The organism is Microbacterium flavescens (genome assembly GCF_018588945.1).
In the GTDB taxonomy this organism is placed as follows: Bacteria; Actinomycetota; Actinomycetes; order Actinomycetales; family Microbacteriaceae; genus Microbacterium; species Microbacterium flavescens.
This window is the reverse complement of record NZ_JAFIWA010000003.1, coordinates 42,339-57,902: the sequence shown is the minus strand read 5'-3', so window position 1 is coordinate 57,902 and position 15,564 is coordinate 42,339. Positions and strand designations below refer to the sequence as shown.

Annotated in this window: 17 protein-coding genes; 2 read left to right on the top strand and 15 right to left on the bottom strand. The window is 69.5% G+C overall.

Going from position 1 to position 15,564, the window contains the following annotated elements; genetic code table 11:
- Positions 1-44 precede the first annotated feature (44 nt).
- The 8 genes from JX005_RS07165 to JX005_RS07135 are packed head-to-tail and all read right to left on the bottom strand — an operon-like array spanning position 45 to position 7,550.
- Positions 45-1,283 (bottom strand): type II secretion system F family protein, encoded by a 1,239-nt coding sequence (locus tag JX005_RS07165; RefSeq protein WP_214466755.1) that lies wholly within the window; start codon positions 1,281-1,283, stop codon positions 45-47.
- Positions 1,283-2,422, bottom strand: coding sequence for a type IV pilus twitching motility protein PilT (locus JX005_RS07160; protein WP_214466754.1), 1,140 nt, complete (start codon positions 2,420-2,422; stop codon positions 1,283-1,285). Before JX005_RS07160 ends, JX005_RS07165 begins: the two co-directional genes overlap by 1 nt.
- Position 2,423: 1 nt before the next feature.
- On the bottom strand, positions 2,424-3,119 hold the full coding sequence (locus tag JX005_RS07155) for a hypothetical protein (RefSeq protein WP_214466753.1): 696 nt from the start codon (positions 3,117-3,119) through the stop codon (positions 2,424-2,426).
- A complete protein-coding gene (locus JX005_RS07150; protein WP_214466752.1) occupies positions 3,116-3,760 on the bottom strand; it encodes a hypothetical protein in 645 nt (214 codons plus the stop codon). The genes JX005_RS07155 and JX005_RS07150 overlap by 4 nt, the downstream gene beginning before the upstream one ends.
- Complete coding sequence (gene pilM, locus JX005_RS07145) at positions 3,760-4,812, bottom strand: pilus assembly protein PilM (protein ID WP_214466751.1); 1,053 nt, start codon at positions 4,810-4,812, stop codon at positions 3,760-3,762. The genes JX005_RS07150 and pilM (JX005_RS07145) overlap by 1 nt, the downstream gene beginning before the upstream one ends.
- A 28-nt stretch (positions 4,813-4,840) precedes the next feature.
- On the bottom strand, positions 4,841-5,662 hold the full coding sequence (locus tag JX005_RS16075; protein ID WP_307858524.1) for a prepilin peptidase: 822 nt from the start codon (positions 5,660-5,662) through the stop codon (positions 4,841-4,843).
- Complete coding sequence (locus tag JX005_RS16070; protein ID WP_246533688.1) at positions 5,659-7,218, bottom strand: hypothetical protein; 1,560 nt, start codon at positions 7,216-7,218, stop codon at positions 5,659-5,661. The genes JX005_RS16075 and JX005_RS16070 overlap by 4 nt, the downstream gene beginning before the upstream one ends.
- Positions 7,215-7,550 carry a hypothetical protein gene (locus JX005_RS07135; RefSeq protein WP_214466750.1) on the bottom strand — a complete coding sequence of 112 codons (336 nt, stop codon included), beginning with the start codon at positions 7,548-7,550 and terminating at the stop codon, positions 7,215-7,217. Before JX005_RS07135 ends, JX005_RS16070 begins: the two co-directional genes overlap by 4 nt.
- 5 nt (positions 7,551-7,555) lie before the next feature.
- Here JX005_RS07135 and JX005_RS16255 point away from each other — a divergent pair, with 5 nt between their 5' ends.
- The gene (locus tag JX005_RS16255; protein WP_281422047.1) at positions 7,556-7,687 is read left to right on the top strand and encodes a hypothetical protein; all 132 of its coding nucleotides are present in this window, start codon (positions 7,556-7,558) and stop codon (positions 7,685-7,687) included.
- A gap of 142 nt (positions 7,688-7,829) precedes the next feature.
- On the opposite strand, the gene JX005_RS07130 is transcribed toward JX005_RS16255, so the two are convergent.
- On the bottom strand, positions 7,830-8,237 hold the full coding sequence (locus JX005_RS07130) for a prepilin-type N-terminal cleavage/methylation domain-containing protein (RefSeq protein WP_214466749.1): 408 nt from the start codon (positions 8,235-8,237) through the stop codon (positions 7,830-7,832).
- A gap of 69 nt (positions 8,238-8,306) precedes the next feature.
- Positions 8,307-8,705, bottom strand: coding sequence for a prepilin-type N-terminal cleavage/methylation domain-containing protein (locus JX005_RS07125; protein ID WP_214466748.1), 399 nt, complete (start codon positions 8,703-8,705; stop codon positions 8,307-8,309).
- A gap of 261 nt (positions 8,706-8,966) precedes the next feature.
- Between JX005_RS07125 and JX005_RS07120 the strand changes: the two genes are divergently transcribed.
- On the top strand, positions 8,967-10,634 hold the full coding sequence (locus JX005_RS07120; protein ID WP_214466747.1) for a GspE/PulE family protein: 1,668 nt from the start codon (positions 8,967-8,969) through the stop codon (positions 10,632-10,634).
- 106 nt (positions 10,635-10,740) lie between these two features.
- On the opposite strand, the gene JX005_RS07115 is transcribed toward JX005_RS07120, so the two are convergent.
- Genes JX005_RS07115 through pilM (JX005_RS07095) form a run of 5 tightly spaced genes read right to left on the bottom strand, consistent with a single transcriptional unit; the run spans position 10,741 to position 15,556 of the window.
- On the bottom strand, positions 10,741-11,976 hold the full coding sequence (locus tag JX005_RS07115; protein ID WP_214466746.1) for a type II secretion system F family protein: 1,236 nt from the start codon (positions 11,974-11,976) through the stop codon (positions 10,741-10,743).
- A 1-nt stretch (position 11,977) separates the two neighbouring features.
- Positions 11,978-13,195, bottom strand: coding sequence for a type IV pilus twitching motility protein PilT (locus tag JX005_RS07110; protein WP_214466745.1), 1,218 nt, complete (start codon positions 13,193-13,195; stop codon positions 11,978-11,980).
- A gap of 5 nt (positions 13,196-13,200) precedes the next feature.
- Positions 13,201-13,893: a ribonuclease E domain-containing protein gene (locus tag JX005_RS07105; RefSeq protein ID WP_214466744.1), complete on the bottom strand. Its 693-nt coding sequence runs from the start codon at positions 13,891-13,893 to the stop codon at positions 13,201-13,203.
- Positions 13,893-14,540: a PilN family protein gene (locus tag JX005_RS07100; protein ID WP_214466743.1), complete on the bottom strand. Its 648-nt coding sequence runs from the start codon at positions 14,538-14,540 to the stop codon at positions 13,893-13,895. The genes JX005_RS07105 and JX005_RS07100 overlap by 1 nt, the downstream gene beginning before the upstream one ends.
- Positions 14,540-15,556 carry a pilus assembly protein PilM gene (pilM, locus tag JX005_RS07095; RefSeq protein ID WP_214466742.1) on the bottom strand — a complete coding sequence of 339 codons (1,017 nt, stop codon included), beginning with the start codon at positions 15,554-15,556 and terminating at the stop codon, positions 14,540-14,542. Before pilM (JX005_RS07095) ends, JX005_RS07100 begins: the two co-directional genes overlap by 1 nt.
- Positions 15,557-15,564: the final 8 nt, after the last annotated feature.

Below are 15,564 nucleotides of genomic sequence, written 5' to 3'. Positions count from 1 at the left end.
TCCGGCCGGCCGCGGTTGACACGGGGCCGGCGAAGGTCCAGGCGTCAGCCGCTCTGGCCGAGCTCGCCGTAGATGGAGAAGATCGGCATGTACAGCGAGATCACCATGCCGCCGATGATGATGCCGATGCCCACGATGAGGATGGGCTCGATCGATGCCGTGAGCTGCGACGTCGCCGATTCGACCTCGTTCTCGTAGAACTCGGCGATGCTGCGCAGCATCTCGGCCAGCGTGCCCGACTCCTCGCCGACGGCGATCATCTGCGCCACCATCGGCGGGAACACCTCGGCCTTCGCGAGCGGCCCCGAGAATGAACGGCCCTGCTTGACCGACTCCTGGATCTCGCGTACCGCCTGCTCGATCTTCCAGTTGTTGGATGCCGCGCCCACGATGGACAGCGCCTGAACCAGCGGCACTCCGGCGTCGAGCATCATCGAGAGGCTGCGCGCGAACCGCGCTACGGCGATCTTGGTGGTGAGCGGGCCGACGACTGGCAGCTTCAGCCTCCACGGGTCGACCACGCGGCGCACCTTCTCCTCCCGGCGGTTGCGCACCCACCAGAGCCACCCGGCGATGCCCCCGCCGATCATGATCGGCAGGATCCAGAGCATGTTGTTCGACAGGGTCACGAGGATCTGCGTCGGCAGCGGCAGTGCCGAGCCGAGCCCCTTGAACATGCCCTCGAAGATCGGCACGACGAAGGTCACCATCGCGACCACGCCGAGGATCGCGATGACGAAGACGATGATCGGATACGTCGTCGCCGACTTGATCTTGCCCTGCAGCTCGGCTTCTCCTGCGTAGGTCTCGGCGATGGTCGCCAGGGACTCCCCGAGGAAGCCGCCCGACTCGCCCACGCGGATCATGCTGATCATGAGCGGCGGGAAGACGTCGGGGTAGGCAGCCAGCGCGGTGGAGAACGACGATCCGGATTCGACGGCCGCCCGTGTGCCGGCGAGGGCGCTCTGCAGCTTCTTGTCCTCGGCCTGCTCGATCAGGATCGCCAGCGTGCGCATGAGCGGAAGGCCGGCGTTGATGAGCCCGGCCATCTGCTTCGCGAAGACCGCGAGCGTGCCGACCTTGACCCGCCGCTCGAAGCCCGGGATCGACACGTCGCGATTGAGGCCGGTCTTCGCCGTGAGCGTCACCTCGAGCGGCGTGAGGCCCTGCGCGCGAAGCTTCGCGGTCACACCGTTCGCGCCGGACGCCTCGAGCGTGCCCTTGACGATGCCGCCACCCGCGGCGTCGATGGCGCGGTACGTGTACTCCTCGATGAGCGCCATCAGTGCCCCCAGCCGACCGTCTGCGCGTCGGCATGGGCCGACCACGCATCGGCGTCGAGGTCGCGCGGGCGCACCCGCACCTCGTCGAACGAGGCGGGGTCGCTCGCGTAGCTCTTCGCGAGCTGCATCGAGATCGAGCCGTCCTCGACGAGGCGACGGAGGTCCTGGTCGAGCGTGTGCATGCCGAGGCTCCCTCCCGCCTGGAGCATCGAGTAGATCTGGCTCACCTGTCCCTCGCGGATCAGGTTCGCGATGGCCGGGGTGTTGACGAGCACCTCGGTGGCGATCACACGGCCCTCGGTCTGCGCGCGGGGCAGCAGCGTCTGGCTGATGATCCCCTGCAGCGTGTCGCCGAGCTGCGTGCGCACCTGTGCCTGCTGGTCGGGCGCGAAGGCGTCGACGATGCGGTTGATCGACTTCGCGGCGCTCTGGGTGTGGAGCGTCGAGAGCACGAGGTGGCCGGTCTCGGCCGCGGAGAGAGCGGTGGAGATGGATGCCGGATCCCGGAGCTCTCCGATGAGGATGACATCCGGGTCCTGGCGCAGGACGCGCCGCAGAGCCTCCGAGAACGACGCGGTGTCGCTGCCGATCTCGCGCTGGTGGATGAGGGATCGCCGGCTGGTGTGCTGGAACTCGACGGGATCCTCGACAGTCACGATGTGCGCGGGGAGGGTGCGGTTGACGACGTCGATCATGGCGCTCAGCGTCGTGGACTTACCAGATCCGGTGGGCCCGGTGACGAGCACGAGTCCGCGCGGGCGCAGCACGAGGTCGCGTGCGGCGCTCGGCACGCCGAGCTCCTCGAGCGGGCGGATCTGGTCGGGGATGAAGCGCATCGCGACGGCGACGTCGCCGAGCTGGCGGAAGACGTTCACGCGGAACCGGGCGACGTGCGGCACGGTGTGCGAGAGGTCGACCTCGCCGTGGGTGCGGAACTCCTCGAGCTGGTCGCGCGACATGAGGCCGCCGACCGCCTCGTCGAGCCACGCGGGCGAGGTCGGCTCGGTCCAGCCCGGGATCGGGGTGAGATCGCCGTCCACCCGCATGAGCACGGGGTGACGGGCGGTCAGGTGCACGTCCGACGCGCGCGAGCGCTGGGCGATGCCGAGCATCGAGGTCAGGTCTTCCGAGGCGGTCATGTCAGTCCTTCGTGCGTACGAGGGCGAGGGCGGTCACCGTGAGGGTGCCCTCCTCGAGGGTTCCGTCGATGGGGGCGAGCAGTCGGGGTCCGCGGCCGAGGGCGTCCATGAACGCCGCGGCGGATCGGGCGTCCGGCACCTGCACGGCGATCGTGACCGGGATCTGCTGCTGCGGCGAGACGGCCTCGGCCACAGCCTCGGCAGCGGGATCGGCGGCGGTCTCGCTCGCGTCGGCGGGGTCGGTCGACTCGGCGGTGTCGCCTTCGGCCTCGTCGCCCTCGGGGGCGGGCGCGGCCTCTTCGACCGGGGCCGTCCCGGCGTCGTCGTCGCCGGCGAGCCCGGTGCGCGGCATCCACGGCTCCGCATCGGCAGCCGACACGCTCTCGATCGTGGCGCCGGTGGCCCGGGCGGAGTCGACGACGATCTGCATGACGTCGTCGAGCTGGCTGGATGCCGGGATCTGGCGCCGCAGTCCGGTGACCTCGCCCGTCAGCTCCTCGATCCGCTCCTGCGCCCCCGTGAGCGTCGCGACCTGCACGTCGTACAGCTGATTGGTCTGCGCGACGCTCGCCGTCTCGCCGTCGATGGCCCGTGCGGAGCTGTACATCGGAAGGACGATCAGCGTCGCCCCGGCGACCAGCAGCGCGACCACCACGACGATGCCGACGAGGTTGATCATCTGACGGGGGATGTTCATTCCGCCGCCTCCTCGGTGTAGGCGCCGGTATAGACCGACTGGTCGAACGTGACGCGGAGCTCGTAGGTGTATCCGCTCTCGGTGGCGTCGACCTCCCAGCCGTCGGCCTCCATCACGCCGGGCAGCGCGCGCACGGCGCGCACGATCGGCACGACCAGCTGCGGGTCGGCACTCGCGATGGTGACGGTGCCGCCGGCGCCCACCTCGAGCGTGGGATCCTCGCCCTGCGGCATCCCGGCGGGGGCAAGACTGAAGCCGGCCATCTCCGAGCCGCCGGGCAGCGCGGCCCCGATCGCGTTGATCAGCCCGCCGTAGCGCAGGTCGGTGGCCATCGCGCCGCTGCGGAAGTCCGTCAGCTCGGACTGCAGGTTGAGCTGCGCCTGCACGTCGGACAGGTCGGCGAGCTGCGAGAGCAGCGTCTGGGTGCGGAGGTTCTCGACCGCGAAGCGCTGAGCGGCGGTGAGCTGCAGCCAGAAGGTGCCGGCAGCGCCGACGGCGACGAGGACGACCACGGCGACGAGTGCGAGGATCCAGCGGCGCAGCAGCCGCGCACTCTCGCGCCGCGCGGTCTCGGACGGCGGGATGAGGTTGACGAACGGGGCTCCCCCGATGACGATCGACGTCGTCTTGGCGATCGACATCAGCGCCCCTCGTTCAAGGCCAGGCCCACGGTCGTCAGGAGGTCGAGGCCGACGGTTCCCTGCGGCGCGTCGCTTTTCACGGCGACGATCTCGGCGGCTCCGGCGTACGCGACGGGAAGCGGGAGGCTGGCGGCGAGGGAGTCGCCCACCTCGGGAGCGGCCGCACCGGCACCGGTGAGGATCACGCGCGACACCGGCACGTCGTTCGTGCGGCCGGCGTAGAACGCGAGCGTGCTGCGCATGCGGCTCACGAGGTCGGACAGGGCCGCCTCGGTCATGCCGGCGATCCGCTCGCCGCGCGCCGACGAGTAGCGGCGCCGGCGGGCGCCGCCCGAGCCTGCCGCTGCTCCGACGAGCTCCTCGACGGGAGCCTCGACCTCGTCGACCGCCGGTGCCGCGGCGGCCTCGCGGTCGCGCACCGCGTCGGTGAGGATCTCGAGCGGGAGGATGCGGACGAAGCGCGGCACGCCGTCGCGCACGATCACGACGTAGCTGGTGTGGTCGCCGAGGTGGAGCGCTGCGATCGACTCCCCCGGCGCCGCGAGGCGGCTCACGCCGCGGGCGAGGCCGAAGGGCGCCAGGTCGACGGAGTCGACGGTGAGCTTCGCCTTGCCGACGGCCGTCACCAGCTGCTCGACCGTCTCGGCGACGGCTGCGACGAGCAGCCCGGTGATCTGGTCGCCCTCCTGCGACGAGGCGTAGAAGTCGAGCACGGCCTGGTCGGCGGGCACCGGCAGGAGGTCCTGCACCTGGAAGGGCAGCGCCTGGCGCAGCAGGTCTGGCCGCAGCGCCTGGGTCGTGTACTCGCGCACCAGGATTCGGCGGCTGCCGATGCCGAGCACGACGCGGCGATGCGTGAACCGCCCGCGACTCCACAACTGGCGCAGGGCGAGCGACACCGCGTCGGGGTCGAGCACTTCTGAATCCTTCGCGGCGCCGGCGGGCAGTGGCACTGCGCCGTACGCGACGAGGGTCGGGTTGCGACCGGTCGTCACCTCGGCGGCGCGCACGCCCTCCTCGGTGATCTCGAGACCGATGACTGTCTTCGCCATGACCCGCTCCTCTCTTACGTGCGATCGCTCAGGCGATCGCGAACAGTCCCACGTACCAGCCGGCCAGCGTCTCGCCGGCGACGATTCCGATCCATGCGCCCGCGAGCATGAACGGCCCGAACGGGATCGCGGTCTTGCGTCCGGCGCGCCGCATCAGGATGAGTGCGACACCGAAGATGCCGCCGACCAGGAACGCCGCGAAGGCGCCGACGGCCAGTGCTCCCCAGCCGAGCCAGGCCAGGTAGGCGCCGACCACGCCGGCGAGCTTGACGTCGCCGCCGCCCATGCCACCCGGTCGCACCACCCGCAGCACGAAGTAGAAGAGGTACAGCGCTGCTGCGCCGATCCCCGCGCGCAGCAGCGCCGACCAGTCCGCCCCGAGCACGCAGGCAAGTGTGAAGAGCACGGCGACGACGACGTAGCTCGGCAGCACGATGCTGTTCGGCAGGCGGTGGGTGTCGATGTCGATGAGCCCGAGCGCGATGGTGATCGCGGCGAAGTAGAGGTACGCGATCGTCACGATGACGGATGCCGCGACCGGCACGCCGGGCTGGGCGAGGAAGAGCCACACGACACCGGCGAATGCGAGCCCCGTCGCGAGCTCGACGAGCGGGTAGCGCAGCGAGATCGTCGCGCCGCACGACGCGCACCGGCCGCGGAGCGCGAGCCACGACACCACCGGCACGTTCTGCCACGGTCGCACCGCGGCATCGCAGGCCGGGCAGCGGCTCTCACGGGTGAGCGGGATGCCCGCGGGAACGCGGTAGATGACGACGTTGAGGAAGGACCCGATCACGAGGCCCAGCAGACCGGCGAAGACGAGCACGAACGCGAGAAGGGCTGGGCTCACGGGATCACCTGCGGAGGGATGTCGCGCTGGGACACGAGGGCGCCGAGCGTGCCGGACCCGCTGCCGCCGGAGCCGCCCGACGTCATGCCGGGAAGCCCGATGGGATCTGCGGTGAAGGTGAGGCCGCCGCCGTAGTTCCAGCCCCCGCCGTAGAACGCCCCGTTCCAGGCATCCGCGATCCCGCCGGCGCCGCCGCCGACGTCGATCTTGCACGGCGTGTAGGCCATCGCCGTGACGCTCGTCGCGGTGACCGTGCCGTTGATATAGATCGGGCCGTAGCCCGATGCGCACGTCGGCTTGATGTCGCCGGGCGTGAGGTCCTCGGTCACGAACCACACTTTCGGCTTCGACGAGAGCCCCGGGGCGGCCTTGATGGTGAGGGTGGTGAGATTCATGCCCTTGGCCAGGATGACCAGGTTGGTGCGGATCGAGAGAGTCGGGTTCGAGCCGTTGTTGGCGGAGAGCGTCGTGCAGGCCCGCGCGTCGAGGACGGTGGCGCCCGTGTAGGCGGCGAGAGTCGTCCATCCGGTGCCGGGCGAGTTGTTGAAGTACGAGCACGTGCCGGGCCCGGTGCCGGAGTTCACGAGGGTGACGACGCTGAAGCCCGGCCAGTCGGACGCCTTGTACTTGTACTCGAACCACGGCGGCAGGGTCGGCGGGGTGGGGCCGGGCACCGTCGGCGGCGTGGAGACACCGCCCGCCACGGTGCCGTCCTGAGGCTTGTACGTCTTGGCGGACGGCATCGTCAGCGATCCGTCGATGCGCACGTTGCCCAGCGAGACGTTGCCGTTGGCCGTCACCGACTTCCCGACGCGCTTGCCCTCCCAGCCGAAGGTGAGTGCGCCGTTCGCGTGCACGTTCCCGAGCACCGTGCCGCGGATCACGCCGCTGCCGGTGCCGGAGGTCGACAGGTCTCCCTCGAAGGTGTCGCTTCCGCAGCAGATGTTCACGATTCCGGTCGCGCGGACGTTCCCCTTGATGGTGCAGCCGCCGTTGCCGTCGATGTCACCGCCGAGGGTGATGTTCGCGGGGATGAGGTTCTGGCACACGAAGCCCGCCTGCGGCACCACGATGTCGAGCAGACGGCCGGAGGCCGCGGTCTTCACCTCGGCCGTGAAGGTGACGTCGCTGGTGCCGAAGAACACCATGTCGCCGGCGCCCGCGGGCGTCTCCGTGTACCGGTAGATGGCCTGGGTGGTCGTCATGCCGCTGGACGCCGTGCCGGTCGCCGTGATGGTGGCGATGCCCGCGCCGCACGTGACGTTGTAGCTGTACGTCGGGGACGAGGCATCCGCTGTATCGACTTTCACGTTCTTGAGCGTGCTCGGGCAGGCGAGGGTGCCGCGGCGGAGCGCGGTCACGGCGTCGGCGAGACCGGCATCGGCTGCGGCGCGCGACTGGGCCGTGCTGCGGCTGTCGGCGAGCATCGACGTGGTGTTCGTGACGATCGCCGCCAGCGCGAGTCCGCCGATGCTGAGCACCAGCATGATGACGAGCACCGAGACGAGCGACGACCCGCGGTCGCCGAGGGCACCGTGGCGGGAGGACGGGTTCACCAGCATGTGAGCGTGTCCGTTCCCTCGACGAACGCCTGCGCGGTGACGCCGTTCGAGAGCGAGACGGTCGCGTCGCCGCGGGTGACGTCCAGGCCGTACGACAGGGTCAGGCCGCTGCGCGAGAACGCGTCGGTCAGCCCGTCGCCGTCGGCGTCGACCGGCACGAAGCGCGGACTGCCGTCGGCATGGGTGCCGTCGCGGCGAGACAGCGACGGGTGCGCACCGTCGCCGCTCGCCGCGTCGCCGTCCACGAGCACGGTCCACGCGCTCGTGTCGGAGGTGGAGATGGCGGATGCCGCAACCCGGTACCGCACATCTCCACCGGTCGTCACGACCCATGCCCGGCACTCCCGACCGCCCCCCCGGGGTCGAGACTTTCGCGATCAGCGCACGGTTGGCCGAAGTGATCGTGAAGGCCGTGGCATTGCGCAACGACGACTGGATGGAGTTGCTGACCACGTTCGACTGACCGGTCGCGGAATCGCGATCGGTGGTCTGCGCCTGAGCGCGGAGTCCGTTGACGAACATGAGGGCCAGCAGTCCTAGGAAGAGAGAGGTGACGACGATGTAGATGATCAGTTCGACGAGGGTCACGCCGTCGTCGTCGGCGTTCACGGGCCCGACACCGAGACGCGGGTCGGCAGCCGCACGAGGGCGGCTCCGGGAGCCGCCGAGTCCTCGACGGCGACCGTCACGAGCACGATGCCCGGGTAGGTCGCCGGGCAGGCGCCCACCGAGATGTCCGCCTTCAGGCCGGTTCCCGCGGTGTCGACGACGTCGGTGGCTGCGCGGCCCCGGAGAGCCGCGCAGCTGGTCGGCGTCGCCGGATCGTTCGGGAACGAGGCCTTGATCGGGGCGAGCTGGGCGCCTGCGAAGGTGGTCGCGGCGACGAGGTCGCGGTTGACCACGCTCGTGTTCGTCGCTCCGATGATGAGCGGCAGCACCGCGAGCGCGAGAACCATGAGCAGGAACATCGCGATGATCACCTCGACGATGCTGAAGCCCTCGGAGTCACGCATCGGCTCCCCCTTCGCACGAAAGTACGCCGGGGCCGGCCAGGCAAACCGGCCCCGGCGAGTCTGAGGGGGTTACGGGGTGGGGGCGGGGCAGCCGGGTCCGGAGTACTGCGGCGTGCCGCCAGTGCCCTTCACGGCCTGCACGCAGAAGTTGTCGAGCGTGCGATCCGTCGACTGGAAACTCACGACGATGTCGGCCTCGTTAAGGTTGCCGAAGAAGGTCGCTGTGTCGATCGTGTCATCCTGCGCGATCGCCGAGGCGGCCTGCGTCGCGCCGTTGGCGGCGGCGGTCTTGACGGCGTTGGTCTCCGCCTCGGCCTGGATGTTCAGGAAGATCGGGATCGCAATGGCGGCGAGAATGCCGAGAACCACGACGACGACGATGAGCTCGATGAGCGAGAAGCCGGCTTCGCCGTTCTCCTCGCGACGGGCCTTCTCGGACTGGATGTAGTTGCTGATGAAAGTGCGCATAGCGGTGGCTTTCTTGATCTGTGGATAAAATATCCCTGATCAGACCGCGTTTTCGCCCAGTCGGCCAGTCGATTCAGAGGCAAACTCAGGATCCATGCGTCTGCATGTCTCCATCCCCGTCGACAACATTAAAGACTTCTCATACAGAGTTGAAGTCGGTTTTGCCCAAGATTCGGCAAGCAGTTTCCTGAGGGTTTGCTGAGGTAGGTGTCCAGCGGCGTTCCCGCCGTAGGATGAGCGCGGGGACAAAGGGGAAACGCCATGAGAGGACTCGCGCAGACGCTCGTGCTCACCGGTGCGGTGCGCGCGGCAGACATGTCGGCGGCCATGGCCGAGGTGGGCGAGGGGCCTGAGCTGCAGCACCTGCTGGTGAGCTCGAAGCTCGTCACCGAGAGCCAGCTCGCCGAGGCCATCGCGCTGCAGACGGGCCATCGCTTCATCGATCTCGCGAACATGCCGCTCGACCCCAATGTGGTCGCCCTCGTTCCCGGGGCCATCTGCCGCAAGTACCAGTTGATCCCCGTCGACAAGACGGCCGACCGGCTGACCGTGGGCATCCTCGATCCCACCGACATCGTGGCCCTCGACGACGTGGCGAGCGTGACGGATCTGTTCGTCGAGCCGGTCGTCGTCGCGCAGGACGCCCTCTCCCAGATGTTCGAGCGGTTCCTCCGCTCCGACGAAGAGCTGAGCGAGCTCTCGATGACCATCGAGGAGTCCGCCGAGACGAACCAGGCGGCGTTCACCGAGTCGCTCGAGGAGCAGGACAACGACGCGCCGGTCGTCCGGTTCGTGAACCTCCTCATCGCCCAGGCGATCAACGACCGGGCGAGCGACATCCACGTCGAGCCCGGCGAGAAGCAGCTGACCGTCCGGTTCCGCATCGACGGGGTGCTGCACGAGATGCAGAAGGCCGATCGCACCATCCAGGACGGCATCATCTCGCGCCTCAAGATCATGTCGGCGATCGACATCGCCGAGAAGCGCAAGCCCCAGGACGGCCGCCTCTCCGTCACCCACGAGGGTCGTTCGGTCGACCTCCGCGTGGCTACCCTGCCGACGGTGTGGGGCGAGAAGATCGTCATGCGCATCCTCGACAACACCGGGCAGACGATGACCATGCGCGACCTGCTGTTCTCGGGGGTGAACGACCGCCGGTTCCGCGAGGCGATCATGAAGCCCCACGGCATGATCCTCGTGACCGGCCCCACCGGTTCCGGCAAGTCGACCACCCTCTACACGGCGCTGCGCGCGGTGGCGAACCCGAAGATCAACGTCATCACGGTCGAGGACCCGGTCGAGTACCGCATCGCCGGCATCAACCAGGTGCAGGTGAACAACCGCGCCGGCCTGACGTTCTCATCGGCCCTGCGGTCGATCCTGCGCAGCGACCCCGACGTCGTGCTCGTCGGTGAGATCCGCGACCACGAGACCGCGACGATCTCGATCGAGGCGGCGCTCACGGGTCACCTCGTGCTGTCGACGCTGCACACCAACGACGCGCCGTCCGCCCTCACGCGACTCACCGAGATCGGCTGCGAGCCGTTCCTCGTCGCCACCGCCCTGTCGGCGGTGGTGGCCCAGCGCCTCGCGCGCCGGCTCTGCATGAAGTGCCGCGAGCCGATGATCGAGCCGACCGAGGTGCTCAGCTCCCTCGGCTTCCCGCACGACCCGCGCGACGTGCCGCAGCTCTACCGTGCGGTGGGCTGCCCCGCATGCTCGAGCACCGGCTATCGCGGGCGCGTCGCCCTCCACGAGGTCATGGCCCTCAGCGATGAGATCGAGTCGCTCGTCGTGACGCGGTCGACGGGCAGCGACATCCGTCAAGTCGCTCTCCAGCAGGGCATGATCTCGCTGCGCGAGGACGGCTGGTCGAAGGTCGCCCAGGGCCTGACGACGATCGAGGAAGTCCTGCGCGTCTCGGTCTGACCGACAGCACACCGCCCCCGGGGGCCTCTCGGCCCTCACCAGGGGCGGTGGTTTCGACGCCGAGCCCGTGCGGGAGGGGATCTCGGCGCCGAGTCTGGGGCTGCTGCTACTGCGCGCTCAGGTCCTGGTAGAGCGTGAAGATCGGCAGGTACAGCGAGATCACCATGGCGCCGATCACGATGCCCAGCACCACGATGAGCACGGGCTCGATCGTCGCCGACAGCTGCGCCGTGGCCGTCTCGACCTCGTCCTCGTAGAAGTCGGCGATGCTCGCCAGCATCTCCGACAGGGTGCCCGACTCCTCTCCGACCGACACCATCTGCGCCACCATCGACGGGAAGACATCGGCCTTCGCCAGAGGGCCGGCGAACGACTTGCCCTGCCGGATCGACTCCTGGATGTCGCGCACGGCGGCTTCGATTTTCCAGTTGTTGGATGCCTGGCCGACGATCGCCAGCGCCTGGATGATCGGCACGCCCGCATCGAGCATCATCGACAGATTGCGCGCGAAGCGGGCGACCGCGATCTTGGTGGCGAGCTTGCCGAAGATCGGCAGCTTGAGCTTGAGCGGATCCACCAGGCGACGCATCTGCTCGGTGTTCTTGTTGCGCGACCACCACGCCCAGACGGCGATGACGATGACGGCGAGCAGCGGCAGCACCCACCACATGTTGCGCGAGAGGTTCACCAGGATCTGCGTGGGCACGGGCAGCTCGTTGCCGAGGCCGGCGAACATGCTCTCGAACACCGGTACGACGAACGTGACCATCGCCAGCACGCCGACCATGGCGATGATCAGGACGATCACCGGGTAGGTCGTCGCGGCGCGGATCTTGTTCTGCAGCTCGGCCTCGCGCTTGTAGTTCTCGGCGATGGAGTCGAGCGCCTGGCCGAGGAAGCCGCCGGTCTCGCCGACCTTGACGATGCTGAGCAGCAGCGGCGGGAAGACATCCGGATGCCGCGACAGGGCGCCTGAGAACGACGACCCTCCCTCGACATCCGCCTGCACGGCGACGAGCGCCGGCTGGAGCCGCTTGTCCTCCGTCTGATCGATGAGGATCGCGAGCGTCCGCATGAGCGGCAGGCCGGCGTTCAGCAGCCCGGCCATCTGGCGCGCGAAGATCGCGAGCGCCTTGGCCGGCACCTGCTTCGAGACGCCGGGCATCTTGAGCTCGCGGTTGAGGCCGGTCTTCGACTTGAGGGTCACCTCGAGCGGTGTGAGTCCCTGCGCCTTCAGCTTTCCGGTGACGGCCGTCTCGCTCGCGGCTTCGACGCTGCCCTTGACGACGGCTCCACCGCGGGGATCCACCGCGCGGTAGAGGAACTCCTGCATGACGGCCATCTCAGAACCCCTGTTCCTTCGGGACCGTGCCGAAGCGCGACCCCATGCCGAGCCCGGTGCCGGGCGTGGTGTTCGAGGCGACCGCCTGCGGATCGGGCTGGTGCCACTCCCCCGCGTGCAGCGCCCATGCCTCGGCGTCGAGGTCGCGCGGACGCACGTGCGCACCGTCGAGGCTCTTCGGGTCGACCGCGAACGACTTCGCGACGTTCTGCGCGATGACGCCCTCTTCGACGAGTCGTCGCAGGTCCTGGTCGAGGGTGTGCATGCCGACCGACGCGCCGGCCTGCATCGCGGAGTAGAGCTGCGCCACCTGACCCTCGCGGATCATGTTCGCGACCGCGGGGGTGTTGATCAGCACCTCGGTGGCGATCGTTCGGCCGTCGGTCTGCGACAGCGGCATGAGCGTCTGGCTGATCACGCCCTGCAGGGTGTCGCCGAGCTGGGTGCGGATCTGCGCCTGCTGATCCGGCGGGAAGACGTCGACGATGCGGTTGACGCTCTTCGCCGCGCCCTGTGTGTGCAGCGTCGAGAGCACGAGGTGGCCGGTCTCGGCTGCCGACAGCGCCGTGCGGATCGACTCGGGGTCACGCAGCTCGCCGATGAGGATCACGTCGGGGTCCTGACGCAGCACGCGCCGCAGCGCCTCCGAGAACGATGCCGTGTCGCTGCCGACCTCGCGCTGGTGGATCAGCGCCCGCTTGCTCTCGTGGTGGAACTCGATCGGGTCCTCGATCGTGATGATGTGCGCCGGGATCAGCTGGTTGACGATGTCGATCATCGCGGTGAGCGTGGTCGACTTGCCAGAGCCCGTCGGTCCGGTCAGCAGCACCAGTCCGCGCGGCTTCAGCGCCAGTTCGCGCGCGATCGCCGGCGCGCCGAGCTCTTCCAGCGTGTACACGCGGTCGGGGATGAATCGCAGCGCGATCGCGATCGACCCGAGCTGGCGGAACACGTTGATGCGGAAGCGGCCGATGCCGGGGCTCGCGAGCGCGAGGTCGACCTCGTAGCGCTCTTCGAACTCCTGTCGCTGCAGCGGCGACATGAAGGTCAGCGCGGCATGCTCGACCCACGACTCGGGCAGCGGGTCGGGGTAGCCGGGGATGGGCACGAGGTCGCCGTCGACGCGCATGAGCGGTGGATGCTCGGCGGTGATGTGCACGTCCGACGCGCGGTGGCGTGCGGCGCGGGCCAGCATGGCGTCCAGATCGAGGTTGATCATGCCCTTCACCCTTCAGAGTCCACGAACGTGAGAGCGCTGACCTGGACCTCGACCGCCGTGCCCGTCTGGGTCGTGGTCGCGGTGATGCTGTCAAGCAGGCGCGGCCCCGCGCGCAGCGCGTCGAGGAACCGGGTCGCCTGAGCCATGTCGTTCGCGGTGACCTGGATCGTGAAGTCGACCTGCTGACGGCCGCTGAGCGGCGCGTCGACCGGTGCGGCGGCGCCCGTGTCCGCCCCCGTGCCGTCGGTCGCGACCGCCGTGTCATCGGTGGCCGTCGTGCCGTCAGCGCCGTCCTCGGGGACGGCCGCCACCTCGGCGACCGGCTCCGCGCCCGGCTCGATCGCGGTGGTCCGCACGACGAAAGCGGCGGACTCGCCCGCGGTGGCGCTGACGATCGTGACGCCGGCGGCGGCTGCCGCCCGGCCGATGACCTCGAAGACGTCGTCGAACCGGCCGGTCGCCGGGATCTCGGTGCGCAGGGCCGCAACCGAGGCCTCGATCTCACCCTGCCGCTCCTGCTCCGCCTCGAGGGCGTCCACCTGGGCCTGGTAGAGCGCGTTGGTGTCGGTCACGGTCGCGGTCTCGGCGTCGATCGAGAGCGACTGCACCCACATGGGCAGAGCCACGACGGCGATGCCGAGGGCGATCACTCCGAGCGAGACGATCAGCCCGATGACGGTGATGAGCTGCTTGGGCATCAGTCTTCCTCCCCCTGGATGGCGAACTCGCCCGAGTAGATGCTCTGGTCGAAGGTGACGGTGAGCAGGTAGGCGTAGGCGCCTTCGGTCACGCTGCTCGAGGTGACCGACTGGCCGTCTGCGTACAGCACGCCCGGCACGCCGCGCAGCGACCGCACCGCCTGGACGATGTCGATCGGGTCGGCGCTGCCCACCGAGATCGTGCCCGTGAGCCCGACCTGCACGGCAGGATCCTCGCCCTGGGGGATGCCGCCGCTCAGGAGGTCGAAGCCTGTCAGGGCAGCGCCGCTCGGCAGGCTGCCCGCGACCGAGGCGATGACGGGGGCCCACGCGAAGTCGGCGCCCATGGCCTCCGCCCGGAAGGTCGTGAGCTCCTGCTCCGTGGCCAGCGCCTGGCTGACATCGGCCAGCGCCGCCAGCTCGGCGAGGATCGCGTTCGACTGCGCCTGCTCGGCGGCGAGCCGCTGCTCGGCCGCCCAGCGCAGGCCGAAGGCCGCGGCGATGATCAGGAGCGCGACGACGATCGCGCCGAGCACTCCCCACATCCAGCCTCGGGTCACCGAGTCGCGTTCGCGGCGCAACGTCTCCGAGCGCGGCATGAGGTTGACACGTGGCACTCCGCTGAACGCGGGCGTGAGAGCAGTCATCAGCGGGCCTCCCCGAGAGCGATGCCGATCGTCGACACGAGATTGAGGGTCAGGTCGCCGGAGGGCTGCACGGCGCGGACGCCGACGACCTCCTCGACCGACACCGAGCGCAGCGGCGCGTCGATGGCCGCCGTGAGCGCCGGCATCACGCCGGGCACGGCGACGCCGGCGCCGGTCACGAACACCTGGTCGATCGGCGCGGCTCCGGGCCGGCCGGCGAAGAACGCGATGGTGCTGCGCACGCGCGCCGCGAGATCGTTGACGACCGGAGGAACGGTGGATCCGGCGCGGAGCGAGTTGCGCACCCGAGTGGCCGGCACCAGCGCCAGCGAAGACTCCAGCTCGGCCACCGCGTCGATCGGCACGGGCGCCTGTCGCAGCGACGCAGCCGTGGGCACGTCGAGGGGCAGGATGCGCACGAACAGCGGCACTCCGCCGCGCGACACCACGAGCTGCGTCGTGTGATCGCCGACGAAGACCGTCGCCACCGTCTCGGTCGGAGCCGCCAGCCGGGCCGTGGCCCGCGCGAGGCCGAAGGCCGTGAGGTCGACGCTGCGCGCGCGCAGCTTGACCTTGTCGAGCGTGCCGATGATCTGCTCGATCGACTCCGACACGGCGGCCACGAGCAGGCCGCTGACCTGATCGCCCTGCTGCGAGAGCGGGAAGAAGTCGAGCACGGCCTGGCTCGCCGGCACCGGCAGCAGGTCCTGCACCTGGTACGGCAGCGCATCGCGCAGCAGGTCGGGCCGCATGGCCTGCGTCGTGTACTCGCGCACCAGGATGCGGCGGCTCGCGACGCCGAGCACCACATCCCGGCTCTTGAAGCGAGCGCCCGCCCAGAGCTGTCGCAGAGCGACCGCGATGGTGCCGGCGTCGAGCACTTCGGAGTCCTTGGCCGCGTCGGGCGGCAGCGGCACTTCACCACAGGCGATCAGCTGCGGTGTGCGAGACACCGTGATCTCCGCGGCGCGGACGCTCTCCTCGGTGAGTTCCAATCCGACGATCGTTTTCCCCATGAACGATC